The organism is Pseudomonas sp. rhizo25 (assembly GCF_031931935.1).
Taxonomy (GTDB): Bacteria; Pseudomonadota; Gammaproteobacteria; order Pseudomonadales; family Pseudomonadaceae; genus Aquipseudomonas; species Aquipseudomonas synxantha.
Window position 1 is genome coordinate 737724 of sequence record NZ_JAUJXA010000001.1, and the last position, 23932, is coordinate 761655.

General features: G+C 59.6%; 25 protein-coding genes. 8 read left to right on the plus strand and 17 right to left on the minus strand.

What is annotated here, in order from left to right:
* Positions 1 to 20 precede the first annotated feature (20 nt).
* The 3 genes from QZR30_RS03490 to QZR30_RS03500 are packed head-to-tail and all read left to right on the plus strand — an operon-like array spanning position 21 to position 1874.
* Positions 21 to 392, plus strand: coding sequence for a septal ring lytic transglycosylase RlpA family protein (locus QZR30_RS03490; RefSeq protein WP_046070909.1), 372 nt, complete (start codon positions 21 to 23; stop codon positions 390 to 392).
* Between the two features lie 25 nt (positions 393 to 417).
* Positions 418 to 1497 carry a calcium/sodium antiporter gene (locus tag QZR30_RS03495; protein ID WP_046072645.1) on the plus strand — a complete coding sequence of 360 codons (1080 nt, stop codon included), beginning with the start codon at positions 418 to 420 and terminating at the stop codon, positions 1495 to 1497.
* Positions 1494 to 1874, plus strand: coding sequence for a carboxymuconolactone decarboxylase family protein (locus QZR30_RS03500; RefSeq protein ID WP_046070908.1), 381 nt, complete (start codon positions 1494 to 1496; stop codon positions 1872 to 1874). Before QZR30_RS03495 ends, QZR30_RS03500 begins: the two co-directional genes overlap by 4 nt.
* Here QZR30_RS03500 and QZR30_RS03505 read toward each other — a convergent pair.
* The 5 genes from QZR30_RS03505 to kdgD form a co-directional block, all read right to left on the minus strand.
* Complete coding sequence (locus QZR30_RS03505) at positions 1871 to 2812, minus strand: AEC family transporter (protein ID WP_059398052.1); 942 nt, start codon at positions 2810 to 2812, stop codon at positions 1871 to 1873. The two genes, QZR30_RS03500 and QZR30_RS03505, sit on opposite strands and share 4 nt — an antisense overlap.
* 162 nt (positions 2813 to 2974) lie before the next feature.
* Positions 2975 to 4528 carry a galactarate dehydratase gene (gene garD / locus QZR30_RS03510; RefSeq protein WP_046070907.1) on the minus strand — a complete coding sequence of 518 codons (1554 nt, stop codon included), beginning with the start codon at positions 4526 to 4528 and terminating at the stop codon, positions 2975 to 2977.
* A gap of 10 nt (positions 4529 to 4538) precedes the next feature.
* Positions 4539 to 5903, minus strand: coding sequence for an MFS transporter (locus QZR30_RS03515; protein WP_311902938.1), 1365 nt, complete (start codon positions 5901 to 5903; stop codon positions 4539 to 4541).
* A 178-nt stretch (positions 5904 to 6081) separates the two neighbouring features.
* On the minus strand, positions 6082 to 7527 hold the full coding sequence (locus QZR30_RS03520; RefSeq protein WP_046070905.1) for an aldehyde dehydrogenase family protein: 1446 nt from the start codon (positions 7525 to 7527) through the stop codon (positions 6082 to 6084).
* Positions 7528 to 7581: 54 nt separating this feature from the next.
* Positions 7582 to 8493 carry a 5-dehydro-4-deoxyglucarate dehydratase gene (gene kdgD / locus QZR30_RS03525; protein WP_043048557.1) on the minus strand — a complete coding sequence of 304 codons (912 nt, stop codon included), beginning with the start codon at positions 8491 to 8493 and terminating at the stop codon, positions 7582 to 7584.
* Positions 8494 to 8730: 237 nt separating this feature from the next.
* Between kdgD and QZR30_RS03530 the strand changes: the two genes are divergently transcribed.
* Entirely contained in the window at positions 8731 to 9888 is a 1158-nt protein-coding gene (locus QZR30_RS03530) for a hypothetical protein (protein WP_056845517.1), read from the plus strand.
* Between the two features lie 161 nt (positions 9889 to 10049).
* Here the strand turns inward: QZR30_RS03530 and QZR30_RS03535 are convergent, their stop codons facing one another.
* The 8 genes from QZR30_RS03535 to rplM form a co-directional block, all read right to left on the minus strand.
* Complete coding sequence (locus QZR30_RS03535) at positions 10050 to 10799, minus strand: FadR/GntR family transcriptional regulator (protein ID WP_032877801.1); 750 nt, start codon at positions 10797 to 10799, stop codon at positions 10050 to 10052.
* 159 nt (positions 10800 to 10958) lie between these two features.
* A complete protein-coding gene (locus tag QZR30_RS03540) occupies positions 10959 to 11378 on the minus strand; it encodes a ClpXP protease specificity-enhancing factor (protein WP_046070903.1) in 420 nt (139 codons plus the stop codon).
* Between the two features lie 17 nt (positions 11379 to 11395).
* Positions 11396 to 12013: a glutathione S-transferase N-terminal domain-containing protein gene (locus tag QZR30_RS03545; protein WP_005784778.1), complete on the minus strand. Its 618-nt coding sequence runs from the start codon at positions 12011 to 12013 to the stop codon at positions 11396 to 11398.
* A 148-nt stretch (positions 12014 to 12161) separates the two neighbouring features.
* Complete coding sequence (locus tag QZR30_RS03550) at positions 12162 to 12941, minus strand: cytochrome c1 (RefSeq protein ID WP_032877802.1); 780 nt, start codon at positions 12939 to 12941, stop codon at positions 12162 to 12164.
* Positions 12941 to 14152, minus strand: coding sequence for a cytochrome b (locus QZR30_RS03555; protein ID WP_003188526.1), 1212 nt, complete (start codon positions 14150 to 14152; stop codon positions 12941 to 12943). The genes QZR30_RS03550 and QZR30_RS03555 overlap by 1 nt, the downstream gene beginning before the upstream one ends.
* Positions 14152 to 14745 (minus strand): ubiquinol-cytochrome c reductase iron-sulfur subunit, encoded by a 594-nt coding sequence (petA, locus tag QZR30_RS03560; protein WP_043048551.1) that lies wholly within the window; start codon positions 14743 to 14745, stop codon positions 14152 to 14154. The genes QZR30_RS03555 and petA overlap by 1 nt, the downstream gene beginning before the upstream one ends.
* Before the next feature lie 267 nt (positions 14746 to 15012).
* Positions 15013 to 15405: a 30S ribosomal protein S9 gene (gene rpsI / locus QZR30_RS03565; protein ID WP_002555064.1), complete on the minus strand. Its 393-nt coding sequence runs from the start codon at positions 15403 to 15405 to the stop codon at positions 15013 to 15015.
* Positions 15406 to 15419: 14 nt separating this feature from the next.
* Positions 15420 to 15848: a 50S ribosomal protein L13 gene (rplM, locus tag QZR30_RS03570; RefSeq protein WP_003171742.1), complete on the minus strand. Its 429-nt coding sequence runs from the start codon at positions 15846 to 15848 to the stop codon at positions 15420 to 15422.
* 248 nt (positions 15849 to 16096) lie between these two features.
* On the opposite strand from rplM, the gene QZR30_RS03575 reads away from it, so the two are divergent.
* Positions 16097 to 17137, plus strand: coding sequence for an NADP(H)-dependent aldo-keto reductase (locus tag QZR30_RS03575; RefSeq protein ID WP_056845518.1), 1041 nt, complete (start codon positions 16097 to 16099; stop codon positions 17135 to 17137).
* 128 nt (positions 17138 to 17265) lie between these two features.
* Here QZR30_RS03575 and QZR30_RS03580 read toward each other — a convergent pair whose 3' ends face one another.
* Positions 17266 to 18402, minus strand: a complete 1137-nt coding sequence (locus QZR30_RS03580) for an acyl-CoA dehydrogenase family protein (RefSeq protein ID WP_311902940.1) — start codon at positions 18400 to 18402, stop codon at positions 17266 to 17268.
* A 220-nt stretch (positions 18403 to 18622) separates the two neighbouring features.
* Between QZR30_RS03580 and QZR30_RS03585 the strand changes: the two genes are divergently transcribed.
* Both QZR30_RS03585 and QZR30_RS03590 read left to right on the plus strand, forming a co-directional pair.
* Positions 18623 to 19543: a GlxA family transcriptional regulator gene (locus QZR30_RS03585; RefSeq protein WP_172833447.1), complete on the plus strand. Its 921-nt coding sequence runs from the start codon at positions 18623 to 18625 to the stop codon at positions 19541 to 19543.
* 263 nt (positions 19544 to 19806) lie between these two features.
* Positions 19807 to 20049, plus strand: coding sequence for a hypothetical protein (locus QZR30_RS03590; protein WP_046070898.1), 243 nt, complete (start codon positions 19807 to 19809; stop codon positions 20047 to 20049).
* A 60-nt stretch (positions 20050 to 20109) separates the two neighbouring features.
* On the opposite strand, the gene zapE is transcribed toward QZR30_RS03590, so the two are convergent.
* The 3 genes from zapE to QZR30_RS03605 form a co-directional block, all read right to left on the minus strand.
* The gene (gene zapE / locus QZR30_RS03595) at positions 20110 to 21204 is read right to left on the minus strand and encodes a cell division protein ZapE (protein WP_046070897.1); all 1095 of its coding nucleotides are present in this window, start codon (positions 21202 to 21204) and stop codon (positions 20110 to 20112) included.
* Positions 21205 to 21283: 79 nt separating this feature from the next.
* Positions 21284 to 22639, minus strand: coding sequence for a tryptophan--tRNA ligase (locus QZR30_RS03600; protein WP_311902941.1), 1356 nt, complete (start codon positions 22637 to 22639; stop codon positions 21284 to 21286).
* A 16-nt stretch (positions 22640 to 22655) separates the two neighbouring features.
* The gene (locus QZR30_RS03605) at positions 22656 to 23285 is read right to left on the minus strand and encodes an alpha/beta hydrolase (protein WP_046070895.1); all 630 of its coding nucleotides are present in this window, start codon (positions 23283 to 23285) and stop codon (positions 22656 to 22658) included.
* Positions 23286 to 23431: 146 nt separating this feature from the next.
* Between QZR30_RS03605 and QZR30_RS03610 the strand changes: the two genes are divergently transcribed.
* A complete protein-coding gene (locus QZR30_RS03610) occupies positions 23432 to 23869 on the plus strand; it encodes a YhcB family protein (protein WP_003171734.1) in 438 nt (145 codons plus the stop codon).
* The last annotated feature ends 63 nt before the right edge of the window (positions 23870 to 23932 follow it).

Genomic DNA, 23932 nt, shown 5'->3' on the forward strand with positions numbered 1-23932 from the left:
TTATTGGGGATTTCCTGACAATGAAGCGTCTACTCGGCCTCCTGGCCCTGTCCTCCCTGCTGGCCGGTTGCGCCAGCGGCCTCATCGACCCCAAAGGCTACGACGAAACCGGCACCGCCTCCTATTACGGCGCCAGGCACCATGGCAAGCGAACCGCCAGTGGTGAACCTTTCAACCAGAACGCCCTGACCGCCGCCCACAGGCGCCTGCCCTTCGGCACCCAGGTCAAGGTGACCAATCTCGACAACGACCGATCGGTGGTAGTGCGTATCAATGACCGCGGCCCGCATACCCGCGGGCGCCTGATCGACCTTTCCCGCAAGGCTGCCGAGCAACTACGTATGCTGGGCAGCGGTACCGCACGGGTTCGCGTGCAAGCCCTGAACAACTGACGAGGCAGCCTTGAGCATTTTCGCGTTGAACGCCCTTTCGCCCTGGAGCCTGCTCGAACTGGTTGGCGGCCTGCTGCTGCTGATCGCCGGCGCTGAAGTGCTGGTGCGCGCCGCCGTGCGCCTGGCGGCCAGCCTCAAGGTGCGGCCGCTGATCATCGGTTTGAGCATCGTCGCCTTCGGCAGCAGCGCACCGCAGATGACCGTCAGCCTGCAGGCCACCCTGGCCGGCAATACCGACATTGCCGTAGGCAGCGTGATTGGCAGCAGTATCTTCAATATCCTCGTCACCCTGGGCCTGTCGGCGCTGATCATTCCCTTGCGCGTATCGCGGCAGCTGGTGCGCGTGGATATCCCGGTGATGATCTTCGCCGGCCTGCTAGTGTTTATCCTGGCTGCCAACGAAATGCTCACGCCATTGGATGGCGGCGTATTGCTGGTGGCGCTGCTGGCCTACCTGGGCGTGCTGCATTACCAGACGCGCCATTCGCGCCGCCCGCGAAGCCTGGACACCGTCACCCAGGCCCCCTGGCTGAGCAGTGTGCTGCTGATGCTCGGCGGGCTGCTGGTATTGGTATTGGCCGGGCATCTGCTGCTCGGCGCAGCGGTGGACGTGGCGGGCGACCTGGGCCTGTCGGAGCGGGTCATCGGCCTGACGCTGATTGGCGTGGGCACCTCACTGCCCTGCCTCGCCACGTCACTGATCGCCGCCTTGCGGGGCGAACGGGAAATTGCGGTGGGCAACGTGATCGGCAGCAACCTGTTCAACCTGCTCGGGGTGCTGGGCTTTACCGCGCTGGTGGCGCCGTCGCCGCTGTCGGTATCCCCCAATGCCCTGGATTTTGATTTGCCGGTCATGCTCGGCGCCATCATCCTGTGCTTGCCGGTGTTCTATACCGGTTATCGGGTAACGCGTATCGAAGGGCTGGTGCTGCTGGGGCTATATCTGGCGTACGGTCTGCATGTGATGGCCTTCACCACCGGCATGCCCCTGGCCAACAAGCTTGAAAAACTGATGCTGTATTACGTCCTGCCGGCGTTGGTGATTTTGCTGTTGCTTACCTCACTGCGCGCCTGGCATCGCCAACACAAGAGGGAATCGCAATGAACGATCAGAAAAGGCCAGGGGTTGAAGTGCGTCGCCAAGTCATGGGCGATGTGTTCGTCGACCGCGCCTTGGGCAATGCCACAGCGTTCACCCAGCCGCTGCAGGATTTCGTCAACGAGCATGCGTGGGGCAGCGTATGGAACCGCGAAGGCTTACCGCTCAAGACCCGCAGCCTGATCACCCTCGCCGCCCTGACCGCCCTCAAGTGCCCGCAGGAACTCAAGGGCCATGTGCGCGGTGCCTTGAACAATGGCTGTACGGTCGAAGAGATACGCGAAGCGCTGCTGCATTGCGCGGTGTATGCAGGGGTGCCGGCGGCGATTGACGCGTTTCGGGCCGCGCAGGAAGTGATCGACAGCTACCAGAAAGACGCCTAGATCCAGCCACCGGCCTGCAACACGAAGATCCCGATATTGGTGGTCACCGCCGCCATCAGCGTGGTGATCACGATAATCGCGGCCGCCAGCTCATGATCGCCTTGCGCCGCCCTGGCCATCACGAAGCTCGCGGCGGCGGTCGGCGCGCCGAAATACAGGAACAGAATGCCCAGCTCCGGCCCGCGAAACCCCAATAGCCAGGCGCCCAGGGTCGCGATTACCGGCAGCCAGACCATCTTCATCAAGCTTGCGCTCAGCGCCATGTTGCCGCTTTTGCGCAGTGCCGCCAGGGACAAGGTGCCGCCGATGCAGATCAACGCCAACGGAAGCGTGGTATCCGATAAGTACTGCAGGGATTTTTCCAACCAGCCGGGCAGGCCGATCTGGAAGTAAGCGAACGGCGCGGCGACGATCACGCTGATGATCAGCGGGTTGGCCACCACGCTCTTGAAGATGCTCCATGGGTCGGACTTGATCACCGGGCTGTACACCGCCAACACAATGGTCGACAGCGTGTTGTAGAACAGAATCACCAGCGCCGCGAGGATCGCGCCGAGGGAGATGCCGTAGTCGCCGTACATGCTGGCCGCCAGCGCCAGGCCGATCACGCCGTTGTTGCCGCGAAACGCGCCTTGGGTATAGATCCCACGGTCTTCACGCTTGCAACGAAAGATCGCCCAGCCCCATGCCAGGGCGAAGCTCAGCAGCGTGGCGATTGAGAAGTAGATGAGCAATCCGGGCTTGAGCGCCGCGTGCAGGTCGGCATGCAGGATGCCCAGGAACAGCAGTGCCGGCATGGTGACGTTGAACACCAGCGACGAAGCGGTATGGATAAAGTTGTCGTTGATCCATTGGATGCGCTTGAGCAGCACACCGAGGAACAGCATGGCGAACACCGGCGCGGTGATGGTGAGGGTGGTGAGGAAAATTGCCAGCATGCCGGGGAGAACCTTGGTGGGCGTCGTTAGTTGGCTAATGATAAGCCATGCAGCCCGTGTCGTCTGGTCTACCGCAATCGGGGGCAAGCCCCCTCCCACCTCGACCGCGTTCACCCGATCGAATGTGGGAGGGGGCTTGCCCCCGATGCAGGCGCCTCGGTCTCAGGTAATAGGCGCCGGGTTGAACAGGGTGATGTCGTTGTGCAGCTTATGATGCTCCGCCCACGTCTGCTTCCTGCCACTGGCCACATCCAAATAGAAGTGGAATAACTCCCAGCCCAACTCCTCGATGCTCGCCCGCCCGGTAGCAATGCGCCCGGCATCGATATCGATCAGGTCCGGCCAACGCTGGGCCAGCTCGGTACGGGTCGAGACCTTTACCACCGGCGCCATCGCCAACCCATAGGGCGTGCCGCGCCCGGTTGTGAACACATGCAGGTTCATCCCGGCCGCCAGTTGCAAGGTGCCGCACACGAAATCACTGGCCGGTGTAGCGCAGAAGATCAGCCCTTTGCCCTTGAAACGCTCACCCGGGCCGAGCACGCCATTGATCGCGCTGCTGCCGGATTTGACGATGGAGCCCAGAGACTTCTCGACGATATTCGATAGCCCACCCTTCTTGTTCCCCGGTGTGGTATTGGCACTGCGATCGGCTTCGCCCTTAGCCAGGTAACGATCGTACCAGTCCATTTCCCTGACCAGTTCGCGGGCGACGTCCTCGTTTTGCGCGCGCGACGTCAGCAGGTAGATCGCATCACGCACCTCCGTCACTTCGGAAAACATTACCGTCGCCCCAGCCCGCAGCAGCAGGTCAGAGGCATACCCCAGCGCCGGGTTGGCGGTGATGCCGGAAAACGCATCACTGCCGCCGCACTGCATGCCCAGGATCAGCTCGGAGGCCGGCACGGTTTCCCGGCGCCGCTGGTCGAGTTTTTTCAAACGCACTTCGGCCAGTTCCATGATCTGTTCGATCATTTCGGTAAAACCGTGGCTGGAGTCCTGCAAGCGGTACAGCCATGGCTCGCTCAGGTCCACGGAGCTGTCGTTGTCGTGCATCACCTGCCCGGCCTGCAATTTCTCGCAGCCCAGGCTGATCACCAAGGCTTCGCCGCCCAGGTTCGGGTTACGTGCCAGGTTGCGCACGGTACGGATCGGGATATAGGCATCCGTCGCCGTGATCGCCACGCCGCAGCCGTAGCTGTGGGTCAGTGCCACCACGTCATCGACATGGGGATACTTGGGCAGCAGCTCGTCCTTGATGCGCTTGACCGCATGGTCCAGCACACCGGTAACACACTGCACGGTAGTGGTAATGCCGAGGATATTGCGCGTACCCACCGTGCCATCGGCATTGCGATAGCCCTCGAAGGTAAACCCCTCCAGCGGTGCCTGGGTTTCAGGCACCTCGGTGGACAGCGGCAAGCTGTCCAGGGGCGGCGCGGTGGGCATGCGCAGTTGATCTTCCTGCACCCAACTGCCACGGGGGATTGGCGCCAAGGCATAACCGATGGTCTGGCCGTAGCGAATGATCCGACCGCCCTCGGGGATATCTTCCAGGGTCACCTTGTGGCTCTGGGGAATAAAATCCACGGTGACCAGGCCGTCGGGAAATTCAGTGCCCGCCGGCACGCCCTGGTCGTTTACCACGATCACTACGTTGTCGCGCTCGTGCAAACGGATCGAGCGCGGCGAGTCGGCATGTTCAATCAACTGCATCACACGAACCTCAGGAATGCGCTTGGGAAAGGTTGGTCAACTCCGGGCCTTTGGTGGGCGGCTCCTTGAGCACCACGCGCTTGATCGGGCCGACAATCACCAGATAGCTGAACACCGCAACCAGGGCGTTGGCGCCGACGAACACCAGCGCCCATTTGAACGAGCCAGTGGTGCTGATGATGTAGCCGATCACGATCGGCGTGGTAATGGAGGCCAGGTTACCGAAGGTGTTGAACAAGCCGCCACTGAGGCCGGCGATCTGTTTCGGCGAGGTGTCGGACACCACCGCCCAACCCAGTGCGCCAACGCCTTTACCGAAGAAGGCCAGCGCCATGAAGCCCACCACCATCCATTCGATATCCACGTAGTTGCACGCCACGATGCTGCTGGAAATCAGCAGGCCGCCAATGATCGGCACCTTGCGGGCAAAGGTCAGGGAGTGGCCCTTGCGCAGCAGGTAATCGGAAATCACCCCGCCAAGCACCCCGCCGATAAAGCCGCAGATCGCCGGCAACGAGGCAATGAAACCGGCCTTGAGAATGGTCATGCCACGGTCCTGCACCAGGTACACCGGGAACCAGGTAAGGAAGAAGTAGGTGATGCCGTTGATGCAGTACTGGCCCAGGTACACGCCGAGCATCATGCGATTGGTCAACAGTTGACGGATGTAATCCCACTTCGGCCCGTCGGTTTTCTTGCCCTTGCCTTTGTCCTGGTCCATGTCGACCATCGCACCATTGGCCGCGATGTGATTGAACTCGGCCTGGTTGATCATCGGGTGCTGGCGAGGGCTGTGGATAACTTTCAGCCAGATCAGCGAGAACACGATGCCAATCACGCCCATCACGATAAACACATGCTGCCAGCCAAAGCGGTAGACGATCCAGCCCATCAATGGCGCGAACAACACCGTGGCGAAGTACTGCGCCGAATTGAAGATCGCCGATGCAGTGCCGCGTTCAGCCGTGGGGAACCAGGCCGCCACAATCCGTGCGTTACCTGGGAAGGATGGCGCTTCGGCCAGGCCCACCATAAAGCGCAGCATAAACAGCGCGACCACAGCGGTGGAGATACCGAACTCACCGACATAGCCTTGCAGCACGGTAAACAAGGACCAGGTGAAGATGCTCAGGGCATAGACTTTTTTCGAACCGAAGCGGTCGAGCAGCCAGCCGCCGGGGATTTGCCCGGCAACGTAGGCCCATCCGAAAGCGGAAAAGATATAACCGAGGGTGACCGCGTCGATGCCGAGGTCTTTTTGCAGGCTGGAACCGGCGATAGCGATGGTGGCCCGGTCGGCGTAGTTGATCGTGGTCACCAGGAACAGCATGAGCAGGATCAAATAGCGGACATGGGTCGGCTTGGTCGCTTGCATGTAGAAGTACTCCCACTAATTATTTTTTTTGCGGGTAATAGTTATGTATTGCTGGGTACCGCCATCTGTAGGAGCGAGCTTGCTCGCGAAAAACTCGCAGACGCCGCGTACATCCTGAATGCGCGCGTAATCGTTGACGTTCTTCGCGAGCAAGCTCGCTCCTACAGTGAAACGGGTATTACGAACCGATGTAGCTGGTTTTCACCACGGTGTAGAACTCTTGCGCATAGCGACCTTGCTCACGCGAACCGTAGGATGAGCCCTTACGGCCGCCGAACGGAACGTGATAATCCACGCCCGCAGTCGGCAGGTTGACCATCACCATCCCGGCCTGGGAGTGGCGCTTGAAGTGGTTGGCGTATTTCAGCGAGGTGGTAGCGATCCCCGCCGACAAGCCGAACTCGGTGTCGTTGGCCATGGCCAGCGCCGCTTCGTAGTCCGCCACGCGTACCACGTTGGCCACCGGGCCGAAGATCTCCTCACGGCTGATACGCATGGCGGCTTCGCTGTCGGCAAACAGTGTCGGCGCCAGGTAATAGCCTTCGGTGTCGCAGGTCACCAGGCCACCGCCACTGACCAGCCGCGCACCTTCGCTTTGGCCGATGTCGATGTATTTCAGGTCCTGGTCCAACTGGGCCTGGGAAACCACCGGGCCGATGTCGGTGCCGCTTTGCAGCGCGTGGCCGACCTTGATCGACTGCATGCGCTCGGCCATGGCCGCCACAAACTGATCGTGAATACCCGCAGTGACAATCAAGCGGCTCGACGCGGTGCAACGCTGGCCGGTGGAGTAAAACGCGCTCTGTACCGACAACTCGACGGCCTGCTTGAGGTCGGCGTCATCGAGAATAATCTGCGGGTTCTTGCCGCCCATTTCCAACTGCACCTTGGCCTGGCGCGATACACAGCTGACGGCGATCTGACGGCCCACGCCGACGGAGCCGGTGAAACTGATGCCATCGACTTTCGGGCTGTTGACCAACACATCACCGACCACACGGCCGCTGCCCATCACCAGGTTGAACACACCGGCCGGGAAACCGGCACGGGAGATGATTTCCGCCAAGGCCCAGGCACAACCCGGCACGAGTTCGGCGGGCTTGATCACCACGCAGTTGCCGTAGGCCAGGGCCGGGGCGATCTTCCACGCAGGGATGGCAATCGGGAAATTCCACGGGGTGATCAGGCCGACCACACCAAGGGCTTCGCGAGTGACTTCAACGTTGACGCCCGGGCGCACCGACGGCACGTAATCACCCGACAGGCGCAGGCATTCGCCGGCGAAGAATTTGAAGATATTACCGGCGCGGGTCACTTCGCCGATGGCTTCCGGCAGGGTCTTGCCCTCTTCACGGGCCAGCAGGGTGCCGAGCTCTTCACGACGGGCGAGGATTTCGCTGCCGACTTTGTCCAGGGCATCGTGACGCGCCTGGATACCGGAAGTGGACCAGGCCGGGAACGCCGCGCGGGCGGCGTCGATAGCCGCGTTGACTTGGGCCACATCCGCCTTGGCATAGTCGCCAATGACATCGGACACATCCGACGGGTTGATATTGGCGCAGTAATCGGCACCGCTTACCCATTCGCCGTTGATGTAGTTCTCAAAACGCTGTGCTTGGGACACGAATCTTCTCCTGACGCAAAAGGCCGCTGATTGCTCAGCGGCCTTGTGGATAATTTACTGCGGGCCTTGCTTGTCGATCAGCGCGGCGAGGGCTTCGTACTCTTCCGGCAGCAGGTCGGTGAGCGGCGTGCGCACCGGGCCGGCGTCATAACCGACGATTTTCGCACCGGCCTTGACGATGCTCACCGCGTAACCGGCTTTACGGTTGCGGATGTCCAGGTACGGCAGGAAGAAGTCATCGATGATCTTGCCGACGGTGGCGTGATCTTCGCGGGCAATGGCGTGATAGAAGTCCATCGCAGTTTTCGGGATGAAGTTGAACACTGCCGAGGAGTACACCGGCACCCCCAGGGCCTTATAGGCCGCAGCGTAAACCTCGGCAGTCGGCAAGCCGCCCAGGTAGCTGAAACGGTCGCCGAGGCGGCGGCGGATCGACACCATCAACTCGATGTCACCCAGGCCATCCTTGTAGCCGATCAGGTTCGGGCAGCGCTCGGCCAGGCGCTCCAGCAGTGGCGCAGTCAGGCGGCAGACATTGCGGTTGTAGACCACTACGCCGATCTTGACCGACTTGCACACCGCTTCAACGTGGGCAGCCACCCCGTCCTGGCTGGCTTCGGTGAGGTAGTGCGGCAGCAGCAGCAAGCCTTTGGCGCCGAGGCGTTCGGCCTCTTGGGCGTACTCGATGGCCTGACGGGTCGCGCCGCCCACACCGGCCAGGATCGGCACGCTGGTGGCGCAGGTATCAACGGCGGTTTTTACCACTTGGGAATATTCGCTGGCGGCGAGGGAGAAAAACTCACCGGTGCCACCCGCTGCGAACAAGGCGGTGGCGCCATACGGGGCCAACCATTCCAGGCGCTTGATATAGCCCGCCTGGTGGAAATCACCCTGGGCAGTGAAATCAGTCACCGGAAAAGACAGCAGACCGTGGGAGAGGATGGACTTCAGTTCTTGTGGATTCATTATTCGAACACCCTGGGCGAAGACTTTCTAACGAAAGGTTGTTGTTGGTTTTGGTGATGTCGTACGTCATCGTACAACTATAAAAAGATTCGTCAACTCCAATTCATCGCTGTTCATCGCAAAGCCGACACGCTTAACGAAGCTTCTTGACGTAGGAAATTTCTCCTTTATGCTCATAATTACTGTATTTACATACAGTGATCAAGGAAGATTCCTACGACATAGCAAGGAGCTAACATGTCAGGTCTAGAACTCGCTGCACCGCAAAAGCAAGCGCCTACCCTACGTTTCGAAGGGGGTGAGCACACCGCCATCGGTGATGAAACCCTTTTGCGTTTCGCCAAGGACGCGCCAGCAATTCCCGCCCACCAAGTCGAGCTGCACCTGCCCAACGGACTCGCGCTGACCTACGGCCAAGTCATTGCCCTGGGCGGCGATTTCTATGGCATTCCTGGCCAGGCCATCAGCGATGGCGCCTCCCCAGCCGAGCGTGCGCAACGTTTCACTGCCGCCTTTAACTCTCTGGCAGTGCTGCCGGCCTCCCGGGAAGAGGCCCACAAGATCCTGGCGGTGATGCAAAAGGAGATCGCCGCAGTCAAGCAGGCGATCAAGGACGGCAAGCAGCCCCACGAAGCCTATGACGCCTTGGGTGATACGTTGTCCGAGGAGTGGAACCGCATCACCGGCGGTGGCAGTGCTGTTTCAGCCCTCATCCCCCTGGGGCGCTACCTGAAGCTGGCGGCGGACAACGCCGACCACTTCGGCGAGTGGGCCCTGTCGGCGTACCTGGCCGGCCACACAGCGGCACTGCAACAGGCCGTCGCGGCCCATCAAACCGGCACCGATCAGGCCCTTGAGCTGGCTTATGCGATGAACAGCTTTGCTGATCATTTCTTGACTGACCTGTTTTCCGCCGGCCACCTGCGCGTACCGCGCAAGCAACTGGCAGCGGTAGTGACGCCGGGTGAACTGGGTTCGCTGATCAGCCGTTTCATGCACGATGAAGACAGCAAGTTCGGGCTCAAGGTGCGCAATGCCATGGGCGATCAATGGCACGCCTATGGGGATAAACGCTACTTCGATGACATCGACGCGGACAACCGCATGCAGGTCAAACGCGCAGTACAGGCTTCGGCTGATGAGATCTTCGAGACTTTCATCAGCGGTATCGCGCCCTCCCCGGCTAGCTTCAAGGCACCGTTGTATGTGCCCGACTTGAACGCGGCGCAAAACCCGGCGAATAACTTCTCGCCACTGTTCAAGATGGAGGGAGACAAGGTGCTGCGGCGCAAGGACGTCAATGACCTGAACGACAAGCACTGGACCAATGATTGGTGGGGGTGGAGTACGTATTTGTTGCTTAAGGACTACAAGCCCAATCAACCGGCCAGCTAAGTAGCCGCAATACTCCAGGCAATGGAGATCAACTGTGGGAGGGGGCTTGCCCCCGATAGCGGTGGGTCAACCGACATCAATGTTTGCTGGGCCGACGTCTTCGCGGGCAAATCGAATCGTCGCACCGCCCCTCCCACATTTGTATCGCGGCGAATCAGCCTTCAACCGCGCTGCGCCTCGGCCTCTTCATGGGCATGGCGCAGCCGCTCACGGCTATTGGTCAAATGCAGACGCATAGCCGCACGTGCCGCATCCGAATCCTGGCGCGCAATCGCCTCATAAATCTCTTCGTGTTCGCGACTCAGGCGGCTCATGTAGTGCTGTTGGTCATCATGGGCCAGGCGCGCCGAATTCAGGCGTGTGCGTGGAATGATGCTGGTGCCCAGGTGGGTCATGATGTCGGTGAAATAACGGTTGCCGGTAGACAACGCAATTTCCAGGTGGAAGGCAAAGTCCGAAGCTACCGCATCGCCGGCATGGGCCGCACTTTCGTTCAGGGCATCGAGGGCCGCACGCATTGCCGCCAGCTGTGCATCGCTGCGACGCAAGGCTGCAAGGCCCGCGGACTCTACTTCAAGGCTGATACGCAGCTCCAGGATCGCCAGCACATCACGCAACGTCACCACGGTGGCCGGGTCAATGCGGAAACCGCTGGGGCTTGGCGTGTCCAGCACAAAGGTGCCGATACCGTGGCGGGTCTCGACCTGCCCCGCCGCTTGCAGACGCGAGATGGCTTCGCGCACCACAGTGCGGCTGACGCCATGGGCGTCCATGATTGCCGACTCGGTGGGCAGCTTGTCGCCGCGCTTGAGCTGGCCGTCGCGGATCTGCTCGGACAACACCGTGACCAATTCCTGGGCAAGGCTGCGGCGCTTGCGGGGAAGACGTGGAGCGGCGCTGGCGTTTTCCATGATGAACCATCTTTCTCGGCGAACTAAAGACCGCATCATAGCCCATGGTGGTTGTACGATCACCGTTCCGGCGCGACTTTCATCCATATCCTTCGCGCAAAAAAAATGCCCCGACAGCAGTCGAGGCATTTTTCACATGGGCCTGGAGGCGTAATCCGCCTACTTCACCACTTTCAAGCTCGGCCGACCACTAGGGCGCGGCGGCTCGGTATCCGGTGGCGGCACATCATCACTGCCTTCACCTTCGATCGTTTCGCCATCCTCGAAAGGCGACTCCAGATCGAACACCATGCCTTGGCCATTTTCCCGGGCATAAATCCCGAGGATGGCACCGATTGGCACGAACAGCGTATGGGGTACACCGCCGAAACGTCCTTCGAAGCTCACCGCTTCGTTGTCCATGTGCAGGTGGCGCACGGCACTGGGCGATACGTTCAGCACGATTTGTCCGTCGCTGGCAAAACCCTGCGGTACCTGAACCGCAGGAAATTCGGAATTGACCAGCATGTGCGGGGTGCAATCGTTGTCCACAATCCACTCATAGAGCGCGCGGACCAGGTAAGGTCGACTGGAGTTCATCAACGGCTCCTTAAGCCTTAGCGCATATCGCGTTCGACACCAGACAGACTCGCCTGGAAAGCCTCACGCGCAAACTGGCGCTCCATGTAATCAAGCAACGGCTTGGCCGGCCGTGGCAGTTCAATGCCCAGGATCGGCAAACGCCAGAGTATGGGTAATAGGCAGCAATCCACCAAGCTTTGTTCCTCACTGAGGAAAAAAGGTTTATCGGCGAACAACGGCGAAACGCCGGTCAGGCTCTCGCGCAATTCCTTGCGCGCCTGCACCCGAGCGGCTTCTTTTGAACGCGAATCCAGAATCACATCCACCAGCCCGCACCAGTCGCGCTGGATCCGATGGATCAGCAGGCGGCTATTGGCACGCGCCACCGGGTATACCGGCAGCAAAGGCGGATGAGGGTAACGCTCATCCAAGTATTCCATCACCACGGTTGACTCCCACAACGCCAGGTCACGATCGACCAGGGTGGGCAAGCTGCCGTAAGGGTTCACTTCGATCAGTTTCGGCGGATGACGGCCCGCTTCCACACTGATGATCTCGGCGCTGACACCCTTCTCTGCGAGCACGATGCGTACTCGGTGGGAATAGTGGTCGGCGGGGTCGGAGTAACAGGCCAACCGATTGGTCACGCCCATGGCGGTCCTCCTCGCTTGTTGAAATTATCGAAAGCTCAAAAACGAGCGCGCCCAGAGAGCATCCCTGTAACGTCCGGTTCAACCGGTCGCTACGTGTTCAGAGATGCCGCTGGGCGCGCAAGATTAACAGCAATTGCTTACGGTTGGATCAATGCACATCCTTCCAGTATTCGCGCTTGAGCAGATAAGCGAATACGAAGAAGAAAGCCAGGTACAGCAAGACGTACGTACCGATGCGCTGGTGCTGCAGTTTGACCGGGTTGGCCGAGTAAGCCAGGAAGGTCACCAGGTTCTTGACCTTCTCGTCGAACTGCTCTTCATTCAGCGTACCGGTCTTGGGCACGATGGTCAGTTGATCGCACGCTTCATGGGTCAGAGGCGTACCGGTCAACGGATCATATTGCTTCTTGCCGTCTTCAACGACCTGAACCTGCTTGCATCCTACCACTTGACGACCCTGCAGGCCGACCAGAACGTTCGGCATGCCGACGTTCGGGAAGACTTTGTTGTTCACGCCATACGGGCGCGCAGGGTCTTCGTAGAAGGATTTCAGGTAGCCGTAGAGCCAGTCGGTGCCGCGCACGCGGGCCACCAGGGTCAGGTCGGGCGGTGCGGCGCCGAACCAGGCCTTGGCATCGGCCGGTTGCATGCCGGTGTTCATGTGGTCGCCGATCTTCGCGCCAGTGAACACCGCGTGGCTGAGCATCACTTCATGGGGGATGCCCAAGTCATCGGCGACACGCTCGTAACGTTGGAACTTGGCGCTGTGGCAACCCATGCAGTAGTTGGTGAATGTCCGCAGTCCATCCTGCATGGCGGCTTTGTCAGACACATCGATATCGACTTTTTCCAGCTGCGCGCCATGTTCAGCGGCGAAGGACAGTAGCGGCAGGGCCGCAAGCACGAATGCAACGAATAACTTTTTCATCAGCCAGTCACCCTTTCCGGAACCGGTTTGGTCTTCTCGAGCCGGGTATAGAACGGCATCAGAATGAAGTAGGCGAAGTACAGGAAGGTGCAGACCTGCGACAGCAACGTACGCTCAGGGGTTGGCGCCAATACGCCGAGTACGCCCAGGATCACGAACGAAATGCAGAACACCCACAACCAGATCTTGCTCAGCCAGCCTTTGTAGCGCATCGACTTGACCGGACTGCGGTCCAGCCATGGCAGCACGAACAGCACCGCGATGGCTGCGCCCATGGCGATCACGCCCATCAGCTTGTCAGGGATGGCGCGCAGGATCGCGTAGAACGGCGTGAAGTACCACACCGGCGCAATGTGCTCGGGAGTCTTGAAGGCGTTGGCCTGCTCGAAGTTAGGCTTCTCGAGGAAATAACCGCCCATCTCCGGGAAAAAGAACACGATCGAGCAGAACACGAACAGGAACACCACCACGCCGACAATGTCTTTGACGGTGTAGTACGGGTGGAATGGAATACCATCCAGCGGAATGCCGTTCTCGTCCTTATGCTTCTTGATGTCCACGCCATCGGGGTTGTTGGAGCCCACTTCGTGCAGCGCCAGGATGTGCAGCACGACCAGGCCGAGGATCACGATCGGCAAGGCCACCACGTGCAGGGCGAAGAAGCGGTTCAGGGTAATGCCCGAGATCAGGTAGTCACCGCGGATCCACTGGGTCAGGTCGTTGCCGATCACCGGGATCGCACCGAACAGCGAAATGATCACCTGGGCGCCCCAGTACGACATCTGGCCCCACGGCAGCAGGTAACCCATGAAGGCTTCGGCCATCAGCGCCAGGTAGATCAGCATGCCGAACACCCACACCAGCTCGCGAGGCTTCTGGTACGACCCGTAGAGCAGGCCACGGAACATGTGCAGGTAGACGACGATAAAGAACGCTGACGCGCCGGTGGAGTGCAGCAGGCGCAGGATCGAGCCGTACTCGACGTCACGCATGATGTATTCAACGGAAGCGAACGCCTCCTCCGCCGACGGGGTGTAGCTCATCGTCAGCCACACGCCGGTGACGATCTGGTTGACCAGCACCAACAGGGCCAGGGAGCCGAAGAAGTAGAAGAAGTTGAAGTTCTTTGGCGCGTAATACTTGCTGAGATGGTCTTCCCACATTTTAGTGGCGGGGAAGCGCGCATCCACCCAATCCATGAACTTGCTCATCACGCGTTCTCCTTGTCGAGGCCAATGACTATGAGGTCGTCAGTTTCGTAGGTATGCGGAGGCACGGGCAGGTTCAAGGGCGCGGGCTGGGACTTGTAGACTCGGCCGGCGAGGTCGTAGTGGGAACCGTGGCACGGGCAGAAATAACCGCCGACCCAGTCCTTGCCCAGATCGACAGGGGCCACTTCCGGGCGGAAGGTAGGCGAGCAACCCAGGTGGGTACACAGACCGACCAGCAGCAGAATCTCTGGCTTGATCGAACGCACTTCGTTCTTGGCGTAGGCGGGCTGGTCGGAATTCTCGGATTGCGGGTCGGACAACTGGCCCTCGATCTTCTTCAGATTCCCCAGGATTTCCTCGGTACGACGAACGATGAATACCGGTTGGCCGCGCCACTCAGCAATCATCTGCTGGCCTGGCTCGATCTTGCTGACATTCACCTTCACCGGTGCACCTGCGGCTTTCGCCTTGGCACTGGGAAACCATGACCCCACGAACGGGACCGCAGCCCCCACCGCTCCTGCAGCACCCACCACGGATGTGGCTGCTACCAAGAAGCGACGCCGGCCTGCATTCACGCCGTCATTGCTCATTCAGTCCTCTCCCATCAGCTTTTTTGGCCTGTTAAATCAGGCGTCTACTAAGTGTTGAAACTTTACTTATAAAAATTTTGACGGATGGTAATGAAAAGCCCCACGCATGACAAGGGAATTGCCCGGGCCTCCGCCCCCAGGCCTTGTAGTATAGGGGGTCTACGGATGTGGCAAGTTGTCACGCACAAATTTATGTATAAATCGCAGGCAATAAAAAACGCCCAGCTCCGTGAGGAGGCTGGGCGTTTTTGTGGAACGTAAAGCGAATTAACGCTTCGAGTACTGCGGACGCTTACGCGCTTTACGCAGACCGACTTTCTTACGTTCAACTTCACGAGCATCGCGAGTCACGAAGCCAGCTTTGCGCAGAGCGCCACGCAGGGTTTCGTCGTACTGCATCAGAGCGCGAGTGATACCGTGGCGGATTGCGCCAGCTTGACCACTTACACCGCCACCGATAACGGTGACGTAGATGTCGAACTTTTCAACGGTCTCGGTCAATTCCAGCGGCTGACGAACTACCATGCGGGCAGTTTCGCGACCGAAGAAGTTGTCCAGGGAGCGGTTGTTGATCGAGATGTTACCAGTGCCCGGACGCAGGAAAACGCGTGCGGTTGCGGTTTTGCGACGGCCAGTGCCGTAATTTTGAGTCGCCGACATAATGAACTATTCCGTTAAAACTTCAGTTCTTGGGGCTGCTGAGCAGCATGAGGGTGTACAGCGCCCGCATAGACTTTCAGCTTGCGAAACATATCGCGACCCAGTGGGCCCTTCGGCAGCATGCCTTTGACCGCGATTTCGATCGGGGCTTCAGGCTTCTTGGAGATCAGGCCTTCAAAGTTGGAAGACTTGATACCGCCTGGGAAACCGGAGTGACGGTAGTACATTTTGTCTTGCGCTTTGTTGCCGGTAACACGTACCTGCTCAGCGTTGATGATCACGATGTAGTCACCGGTGTCAACGTGAGGGGTGTACTCAGGCTTGTGCTTGCCACGCAGACGGCTGGCGACTTCAGTGGCCAGACGACCCAGGGTCTGACCAGCGGCGTCGACGACAAACCAGTCGCGCTGAACTGTTTCCGGTTTTGCAGTAAAAGTTGTCATTCTTTAATAGCCTCAGGGGCCGCCCTGTAAATTAGACGGCGGATCTTACTGAATAGTGCTTACTTTGACAAGTCAAAGGCAGCCGGATACAGACGCTATCGGGGGCTCGGGTCGGCGCGTCCGTTCAACGGCAAGATTCTTCGGCAGACGGCGCATCACTTCCACTGCAGAAAGAGGTGGGCAATTATGCAGATTGCGAAAAAAAATTCAACCTGCTTTTATGATTGTTTTCCCCGAAGGAGTACCCGATGGATTACCGACAGCTGGGCCGCACCGATCTGAACGTCAGCGCGATTGCCTTGGGCACCATGACCTGGGGCGAGCAGAACAGCGAGGCAGAGGCCTTCGCGCAGATCGAACGGGCCAAGGCCGCAGGGATCAACTTCCTCGATACCGCGGAAATGTACCCGGTACCGCCCAAGGCCGATACCTACGCCACCACCGAGCGCTACATCGGCAATTACTTCAAAAGCCGTGGCGACCGCGCCGACTGGGTTCTCGCCAGCAAGATCGCAGGTCCCGGCAACACCATCGACTACATTCGCGATGGCTACCTGCGCCACAACCGCAAGCACATTGCCCAGGCCCTGGACGCCAGCCTCAAGCGCCTGCAGACCGACTGGATCGACCTCTACCAACTGCATTGGCCGGAGCGCAGCACCAACTTCTTTGGCCAGTTGAGCTACAAGCACAAGGACGAAGACGACCTCACTCCCCTGGAGGAAACCCTCGAAGCCCTGGATGAGCAGGTCAAGGCCGGCAAGATCCGCCACATCGGCCTGTCCAACGAAACCCCGTGGGGCACCATGAAGTTCCTCGCCCTGGCCGAAGCTCGCGGCTGGCCCCGGGCGGTGTCGATCCAGAACCCCTATAACCTGCTCAACCGCAGCTTCGAGGTGGGCCTGGCGGAAATCGCCATTCGCGAACAGTGCGGCTTGCTGGCGTATTCCCCACTGGCGTTCGGCATGCTCAGCGGCAAATACGAAAATGGCGCACGGCCGGCCAAGGCACGCCTGACTGAGTACAGCCGGTTCAGCCGTTACTTCAACCCGCAGTCGGAGGCGGCGTGCAGCCGCTATGTGGCATTGGCGCGCGAACATGGCCTGGACCCGGCGCAGATGGCACTGGCGTTTGTGACGCAGCAGCCGTTTGTGACCAGCAATATTATTGGGGCCACGACGCTGGAGCAGTTGGATAGCAATATTGCCAGTGCTGATCTGAGACTGTCGAAAGAAGTATTGGAGGGGATTGAGGCGATTCAGAAGGATCATCCGAATCCGGCGCCTTGATTGACCTTTAGGCCGCTATCGGGAGCAAGCCCCCTCCCACATTTGGACTTATAAACCCAGTCAAATGTGGGAAGGGCGGTGCGACGACTCGACTTGCTCCCGATGAGGCCATCAGCAACACCGCAAGATCAAAGCGCCCGCGCAATAATCTCCTTCATGATCTCATTGGTTCCCGCATAAATGCGCTGCACCCGCGCGTCCGCCCAGGCCCGGGCAATCGGGTATTCCCACATGAAGCCGTAGCCGCCGTGCAGCTGCACGCACTCATCGAGCACCTTGCATTGCAGGTCCGTGGCCCAATACTTGGCCATCGCCGCGGTAGGCACATCCAGCTTGCCTTCCAGGTGCAGCGCCATGCACTTGTCGACAAACACGCGGCCGATCTGAATCTCGGTGGCCATCTCCGCCAGTTTGAAGCGGGTATTCTGGAAGTCGGCAATCGCCTTGCCGAACGCTTTGCGCTCGCGGGTGTAGTCCAGGGTCCACTGCAATGCCGCTTCGGCTGAAGACAGTGCACCTATCGCCACGGTCAAACGCTCCTGGGGCAGCTCCTGCATCAGGTACGCAAAGCCCATGCCGGCCTGGCCCAGCAGGTTTTTCTTGGGGACCCGCACGTCCTGAAAAAACAGCTCCGAGGTGTCCTGGGCCTTCATGCCGACTTTCTCCAGGCGCTTGCCCTTGTCGAAGCCGGGCGTGCCGGCTTCCACCAAGAACAGGCTGGTGCCCTTGGCGCCGGCCTTGGGGTCGGTCTTGGCCACCACGACCACCAGGTCGGCCAGGTAGCCGTTGGTGATAAAGGTCTTGGAGCCATTGATCACATACTCATCACCGTCCAGCACTGCCGTGGTCTTGACCCCTTGCAGGTCGGAACCGGCGCCCGGCTCGGTCATGGCAATAGCCGTGACCATCTCCCCGGAAATCAGTTTGGGCAGGTACTTGTGCTTCAGCGCTTCATTGCCGTAGTGCAGGATGTAGGGCGCAACGATATCCGAATGCAGGGAAAAGCCGATGCCGGTCAAACCAAGACGGCTGATCTCTTCGATCACCACCGCGCTGTAGAGAAAGTCCGCGCCCAGGCCACCATATTCCTCCGGCAGGTGGGAGCACAGCATGCCCGCCTCCCCGGCCTTGCTCCACAGGCTACGGTCGATGTAGCCCTGCTTTTCCCATTGCCCGTGGAAAGGCGCGGCGTGTTTGTCGAGGAAGGTGCGCACGCTCTCGCGAAAGAGTTCGTGCTCCTGGCTGAACAAGGTTCTGGGGATCATGGGTCACCTGCATGGATTGTCGGACAAGGATGAGCCCACAGAGCCTATGCCGCGATGGCGTCACGGGACACTGGACACATGCGACAAAAAATAAGACGATCCAGCCGTCTGGTGACCACTTTCCCCTATAAGAATAAATGAAATTATGTCTAACCAAATCTCCACGCCCTTGCGGCGCGTCAGCATTTTGGCCATTGATCGGGTATTCGCTTCAACCCTGATGCAAGCCAAGGATTTCTTCCATCTCGCCAGCCTGCGTTACGGCAAACAGCAGGGCCTGGGCCTGACCCCAGGGTTCGATACACGCCTGGTCAGCCCCGACGGGCAATCAGTGCGCAGCTTCAGTGATGTGATCATGCCAGTGGACGGCGGCCTGGAAGATGCCGACATCATCGTGCTGCCGGCCTTCTGGGACGACTTCGACGGCCTGTGCGCCCGCTACCCGCAAGTATTGCCGTGGCTGCGCGAACAACATGCCCGCGGCGCCGTGCTCTGCGGCGAAGCCACCGGGGTGTTCTGGCTGGCAGAAGCCGGGCTGCTCGATGGCAAGGAGGCGACCACCTACTGGCGGTTCTTCACTGCCTTCAGCGAGCGCTTCCCCAAGGTGCAGCTCAACCAGGACAAGCACCTCACCGATGCCGACAACCTGTATTGCGCCGGCGGCACCACTTCGGCCTGCGACCTCTACATCTATCTGATCGAACGCTTCTGCGGCGCCAGCATTGCCCAGGCCGTGGCCCGCGACATCCTCTATGAGGTGCAGCGCAGCTATTCACCGGGACGTATCGGCTTTGGGGGGCAGAAGCTGCACCAGGACGTGATCATCCTGCAGATCCAGCACTGGCTCGAAGAACACTTTGCCGACAAGTTCCGCTTCGAAGACGTCGCTCGGGAACACGGCATGAGCATTCGCAACTTCATGCGGCGCTTCCAGACCGCTACCGGAGACAAGCCGTTGCATTACCTGCAACGGCTGCGTATCGAGACGGCAAAAGGCCTGCTCTCGGGCAGCCGCAAGAGCATCAAGACCATCAGTTATGAGGTGGGTTACGACGATGCGAGTTTCTTTGCGCGCTTGTTCAGGCAGCACACGGAGTTGTCGCCGAACCAATACCGGCAACAATTCCAACAGGCCGCGTAGATACGGCCCCTTACGAGGCAAAGCGACCCTGCCATACCGCAATGGTGCAGGGTCAAACTGAAAACCCTCTGCCGCCTTAAGCAATGCTTGCCTGCGAGACCTCCAACTCCTACAGCTAGACAGGACAAAGACGAACCTACTGCGCGCTGGGCGTCTGGCATTTTAAGCGAGGAAAAAGTCGTCTATTTCTGCCGGACTGCGTTGCAGATCCTAAAGGGCTTTTTCTAAATCCATTTGGCTCAAACTAGGACGGAAACTCAATCATGTTATCCATAGGCAGCAGCTCTTTCAGCCCGGCTATGCAGGCGAGCGAGACAGGCGCATGTGAATCAAAGGAAAATCAGGCTGAAGAGGTAAACAGAAAGCGGAAACAGGAGGAAGATGAAACGGAGGATAAGTCGCCGGTGATTTTTAAAGGGACGGACGGCGCGACCTACAAGATGGAGGGCGGCCAAAAGTCCCTCATAGAAGCGGCGCCGGACGCTGAAGACCACATCACTTTTTAACCAGCACCCGAAATATAAAGGTCCGCAATCGCTGCGGGCCTTTATAGGGATCACATCAGCTTACGGCTTGTGCCCGCGCGACAGGAACTCATGGGACTGCATCTCCAGCAAACGGCTCAACGTGCGTTGGAACTCGAAGTTCAAGCGCCCGCCGGTATACAGGTCCTTGAGCTCGACTTCCGCTGAGATGATCAGCTTGACGTTACGGTCGTAGAACTCGTCGACCATGTTGATAAACCGGCGGGCGATGTCGTCCGTGGTGACGCCCATCTGCTCGACGCCGCTCAAGATCACCGCGTGGAAGATCTTGCCCAGCTCGATGTAGTCGTTCTGGCTACGCGGGCCGTCGCACAGCTGGCGGAACTCGAACCAGGCCACGTCATCGCAGGTACGCAGCGCGATGATTTCGCGGTTCTCGATCATCAGCTTGTCGTTTTCCACCGCCTGGGTGCATTCAGGGGTCAGGGCGCGAAAGCTCTTTTTCAGGCTTTCGTGGGCCGCTTCGTTCAGCGGGAAGTGGAATAGCTCGGCTTGCTCCAGGTGACGCAGACGATAGTCGACGCCGCTGTCGACATTGACGATATCGGTGTTCTGCTTGATCAGCGCGATGGCCGGCAGGAAGCGTGCACGCTGCAAGCCATCCTTATACAAACCGTCGGGCACGATGTTCGAGGTGGCGACCAGGGTCACGCCGTTCTTGAACAGCTCTTCCATCAGGGTGCCAAGGATCATGGCGTCGGTGATGTCGGAGACGAAGAATTCATCGAAGCAGATCACCCGCGCTTCCTGGGAGAAGCGCTTGGCGATGATGGTCAGCGGGTTTTTCTCGCCCGGCAGGGTCTTCATCTCTTCGTGCACGCGCTTCATGAAGCGGTGGAAGTGGGTCCGGACCTTTTCCTTGAATGGCAGTGCTTCGAAGAAGGTGTCCACCAGGTAAGTCTTGCCCCGGCCGACGCCACCCCAGAAGTACAGGCCCTTGACCGGCGTGTGGTCTTTCTTGCCAAACAGCTTGCTGAACATCCCCGGCTTGCTTTGCGAGGCCGCGACCAGATCGTCGTACAGGCGCTGCAAATGACGCACGGCATTTTCCTGGGCCGCGTCATGGAAGAATTCAGGGCGTTTCAGATCAGCTTGATATCGTTCTAGGGGCGTCATAATTTCGTTAGCAAGGCAACAAAAACGGGCCGTCACTGTAACGACGGCCCTGGATAATGGCAATCAACCCTTGGTCGGGTTAATCCTCGGTTGGGGTCAAGGCCACGCGCAAGGCGACGATGGCGGCATCGCGGGACACTGCATCGGCGAACGGTGCGCTATCGGCCACTGCTGCACCGTCCAGCCAAACGCTGAAGCCCTGGGCCTCAGTGCGTACATCCAGCGCGTCGCCGCTTTGCAATTGCTTGGTCACCGCACCCGCCGCCTTGCCGTCGGCAAAGTTGCGCGACAGCAGCAGCTGCTCGCCGTCAGCCGCCAACAGGCGGAAGCGGAAACTGCCGTCCTCTTCGCGAAAGCTCACAAAGCGTGCGGCTTTCGCGGCTTTCTTTTTAGTGCTGATCGGCGCTGCCGCCTGGTTGACGAACGAACGCAGGCCCACCGCTTCGCGCAGCTCGGCCAGGAACGGTGCCGCCACGGCGCGGGCTTTCTTGGCGCCTATCAGCAGCAGGTCTTCCATGTCCGACGGACGCGACATCAGTTGGTGATAGCGCTCGCGAGCTTCACCGAGTTGGCCGTCCAGCAACTGGAACAGGCGATTCTTCGCCTCGCCCCAGCCCAGGCCTTGCAGCAGCTCGCCACGGAACTCTTCTTCCTGCGCCTTGGTCGCAAACGCCTGGTACAGGGTGAACAGGTGCGAATTGTCCGGGTCCTTGGCTTCGCCCGGTGCACGCGAGTCGGTGACGATCCGCGAGATCGAGTCTTTCATGTCCTTGGCGCTGGTGAACAACGGGATGGTGTTGTCGTAGCTCTTGGACATCTTGCGGCCATCCAGGCCCGGCAAGGTGGCGACGCTTTCTTCGATCAGCGCCTCGGGCATGGTGAAGAATTCTTTACCGTTGCCGAACAAGTGGTTGAAACGCTGGCCGATGTCGCGGGCCATTTCCACGTGCTGGATCTGGTCGCGGCCGACCGGCACTTTGTGTGCGTTGAACATCAGGATGTCCGCCGCCATCAGCACCGGGTAGCTGTACAGGCCCATGCTGATGCCCGCATCCGGGTCCTCGCCGTTTTCCACGTTCTTGTCCACCGAGGCCTTGTAGGCATGGGCGCGGTTGAGCAGGCCCTTGGCGGCAACGCAGGTCAGCAGCCAGGTCAGCTCGGGGATTTCCGGGATGTCGGACTGGCGGTAGAAGGTCACCCGGTTCACATCCAGGCCACCGGCCAGCCAGGTCGCGGCGATTTCCATACGCGAGCGCTGGATGCGCTGTGGGTCATCGCATTTGATCAGGGCGTGGTAGTCGGCCAGGAAGTAGAAGGAATCGGCATTGGCATCTTCGCTGGCGAGGATCGCCGGGCGAATCGCACCGGCGTAGTTGCCCAGGTGCGGCGTGCCGGTGGTGGTGATGCCGGTGAGGATACGGGTACGGGTCGTCATGGGTGATCGCTTGTCATCAATTCGAAAGGCGTGGCAGCACCAGATCCTTGAGATCGGTCAGCTTGCCGTGAAAAAAGTGTCCGCATTCTGCCACTTTCAGCAACTCATGGGGGCGTTTCAGGGCGGCGGACCAGGCGTAGACCACTTGCGGGTCGACCACTTCATCGCTTTCCGGCTGGATCAGGGTCAACGGGCAGCCTTGGGGCAGCACGTCCGACTCGCCCAGGCGCATCACCGCCGCAGCGACCATGAACAGGTGCGCGAGCTTCTCGCCCTTGGCTTCCAAACGCCCGCCGAGACTGGCCGCGACGTAGCCGCCGAAGGAAAAACCCAGCAAGGTGATCGGCAGGTCCGGGTGTTTTTCCCGCAGCCAGGTGGCGGCCGCTTCAGCATCGTCCACTTCACCGGCGGCCATATCGTGGGTGCCGGCACTGGCACCGACGCCACGGTAATTGAAACGCAAAGTAATCAAACCGGCATCGCGGGCAGTGCGTTGCAGGGTCGATACGACTTTATTGAGCATGGTCCCACCCTGCACCGGGTTAGGGTGGCAAACCAGCGCCAGGCCACGTGGTTCGGGGTGATCCAGATACAAGGCTTCCAATTGGCCCACCGGGCCGTCGATCAAAACGGGGGTTTCACGCATGAGCAAGGATGAACTCCGTGACCTCTCAAGGGGTCGACTCGTCTAGCTAAAAGTCTGTGCATGGCATCATTGCGAGCTTAATCGCGGTATACAGCGCAGGTCCGAGCCGTTAACGTAAAGCAAAGCCGTTTATAGAGGAAGGACTCGTGGAACACTCGCTCTTAGTTTGGTTGTTGCCGACTCTTGCCCTGGTTGCCGGTGTCGCCATTGGATTCCTGGTTGCTCGCTTGCTGCCGAATGCCGCGCCTAACCGCACGCAGCGTCAGCTGGATGACATCCAGGAACGTTTTGACAGTTATCAGAACGAGGTTGTTACCCACTTCAACAGCACCGCGACCCTGGTCAAGAAGCTCACCCAGAGCTACCAGGAAGTACAAGATCACCTCGCCGATGGCGCTAATCGCCTGGCCCTCGACGACATTACCCGCCAGCGCCTGCTGGCCGCGCTGCATTCCGATGCACCGCAAACCCCACGGGAACGCCTGACACCGCCGCGGGAAAACCAGGAGCCACCACGGGACTACGCGCCAAAGACGCCGAACGCCCCAGGCATGCTGGATGAGCATTACGGTTTGAAGAAGTAAGTCTTCCTCAAGCAATAAAAAAGCCCGGCTGATCATCAATCAGCCGGGCTTTTTTGTGGACAC

Excerpts from the sequence above, each read along its gene's own strand:
- QZR30_RS03585 (WP_172833447.1), top strand. The coding sequence starts at position 18,623 with ATGCAAGCCAAGGATTTCTTCCATCTCGCCAGCCTGCGTTACGGCAAA.
- rplM (WP_003171742.1), bottom strand. The coding sequence starts at position 15,848 with ATGACAACTTTTACTGCAAAACCGGAAACAGTTCAGCGCGACTGGTTT.
- rpsI (WP_002555064.1), bottom strand. The coding sequence starts at position 15,405 with ATGTCGGCGACTCAAAATTACGGCACTGGCCGTCGCAAAACCGCAACC.
- QZR30_RS03545 (WP_005784778.1), bottom strand. The coding sequence starts at position 12,013 with ATGGGCGTGACCAATCGGTTGGCCTGTTACTCCGACCCCGCCGACCAC.
- QZR30_RS03540 (WP_046070903.1), bottom strand. The coding sequence starts at position 11,378 with ATGAACTCCAGTCGACCTTACCTGGTCCGCGCGCTCTATGAGTGGATT.
- QZR30_RS03555 (WP_003188526.1), bottom strand. The coding sequence starts at position 14,152 with ATGAGCAAGTTCATGGATTGGGTGGATGCGCGCTTCCCCGCCACTAAA.
- QZR30_RS03605 (WP_046070895.1), bottom strand. The coding sequence starts at position 23,285 with ATGCGTGAAACCCCCGTTTTGATCGACGGCCCGGTGGGCCAATTGGAA.
- kdgD (WP_043048557.1), bottom strand. The coding sequence starts at position 8,493 with ATGAATCCACAAGAACTGAAGTCCATCCTCTCCCACGGTCTGCTGTCT.
- QZR30_RS03500 (WP_046070908.1), top strand. The coding sequence starts at position 1,494 with ATGAACGATCAGAAAAGGCCAGGGGTTGAAGTGCGTCGCCAAGTCATG.
- QZR30_RS03490 (WP_046070909.1), top strand. The coding sequence starts at position 21 with ATGAAGCGTCTACTCGGCCTCCTGGCCCTGTCCTCCCTGCTGGCCGGT.
- QZR30_RS03590 (WP_046070898.1), top strand. The coding sequence starts at position 19,807 with ATGTTATCCATAGGCAGCAGCTCTTTCAGCCCGGCTATGCAGGCGAGC.
- QZR30_RS03515 (WP_311902938.1), bottom strand. The coding sequence starts at position 5,903 with ATGCAAGCGACCAAGCCGACCCATGTCCGCTATTTGATCCTGCTCATG.
- QZR30_RS03580 (WP_311902940.1), bottom strand. The coding sequence starts at position 18,402 with ATGATCCCCAGAACCTTGTTCAGCCAGGAGCACGAACTCTTTCGCGAG.
- QZR30_RS03600 (WP_311902941.1), bottom strand. The coding sequence starts at position 22,639 with ATGACGACCCGTACCCGTATCCTCACCGGCATCACCACCACCGGCACG.
- garD (WP_046070907.1), bottom strand. The coding sequence starts at position 4,528 with ATGCAGTTGATTGAACATGCCGACTCGCCGCGCTCGATCCGTTTGCAC.
- zapE (WP_046070897.1), bottom strand. The coding sequence starts at position 21,204 with ATGACGCCCCTAGAACGATATCAAGCTGATCTGAAACGCCCTGAATTC.
- QZR30_RS03550 (WP_032877802.1), bottom strand. The coding sequence starts at position 12,941 with ATGAAAAAGTTATTCGTTGCATTCGTGCTTGCGGCCCTGCCGCTACTG.
- QZR30_RS03575 (WP_056845518.1), top strand. The coding sequence starts at position 16,097 with ATGGATTACCGACAGCTGGGCCGCACCGATCTGAACGTCAGCGCGATT.
- QZR30_RS03505 (WP_059398052.1), bottom strand. The coding sequence starts at position 2,812 with ATGCTGGCAATTTTCCTCACCACCCTCACCATCACCGCGCCGGTGTTC.
- QZR30_RS03530 (WP_056845517.1), top strand. The coding sequence starts at position 8,731 with ATGTCAGGTCTAGAACTCGCTGCACCGCAAAAGCAAGCGCCTACCCTA.
- QZR30_RS03535 (WP_032877801.1), bottom strand. The coding sequence starts at position 10,799 with ATGGAAAACGCCAGCGCCGCTCCACGTCTTCCCCGCAAGCGCCGCAGC.
- petA (WP_043048551.1), bottom strand. The coding sequence starts at position 14,745 with ATGAGCAATGACGGCGTGAATGCAGGCCGGCGTCGCTTCTTGGTAGCA.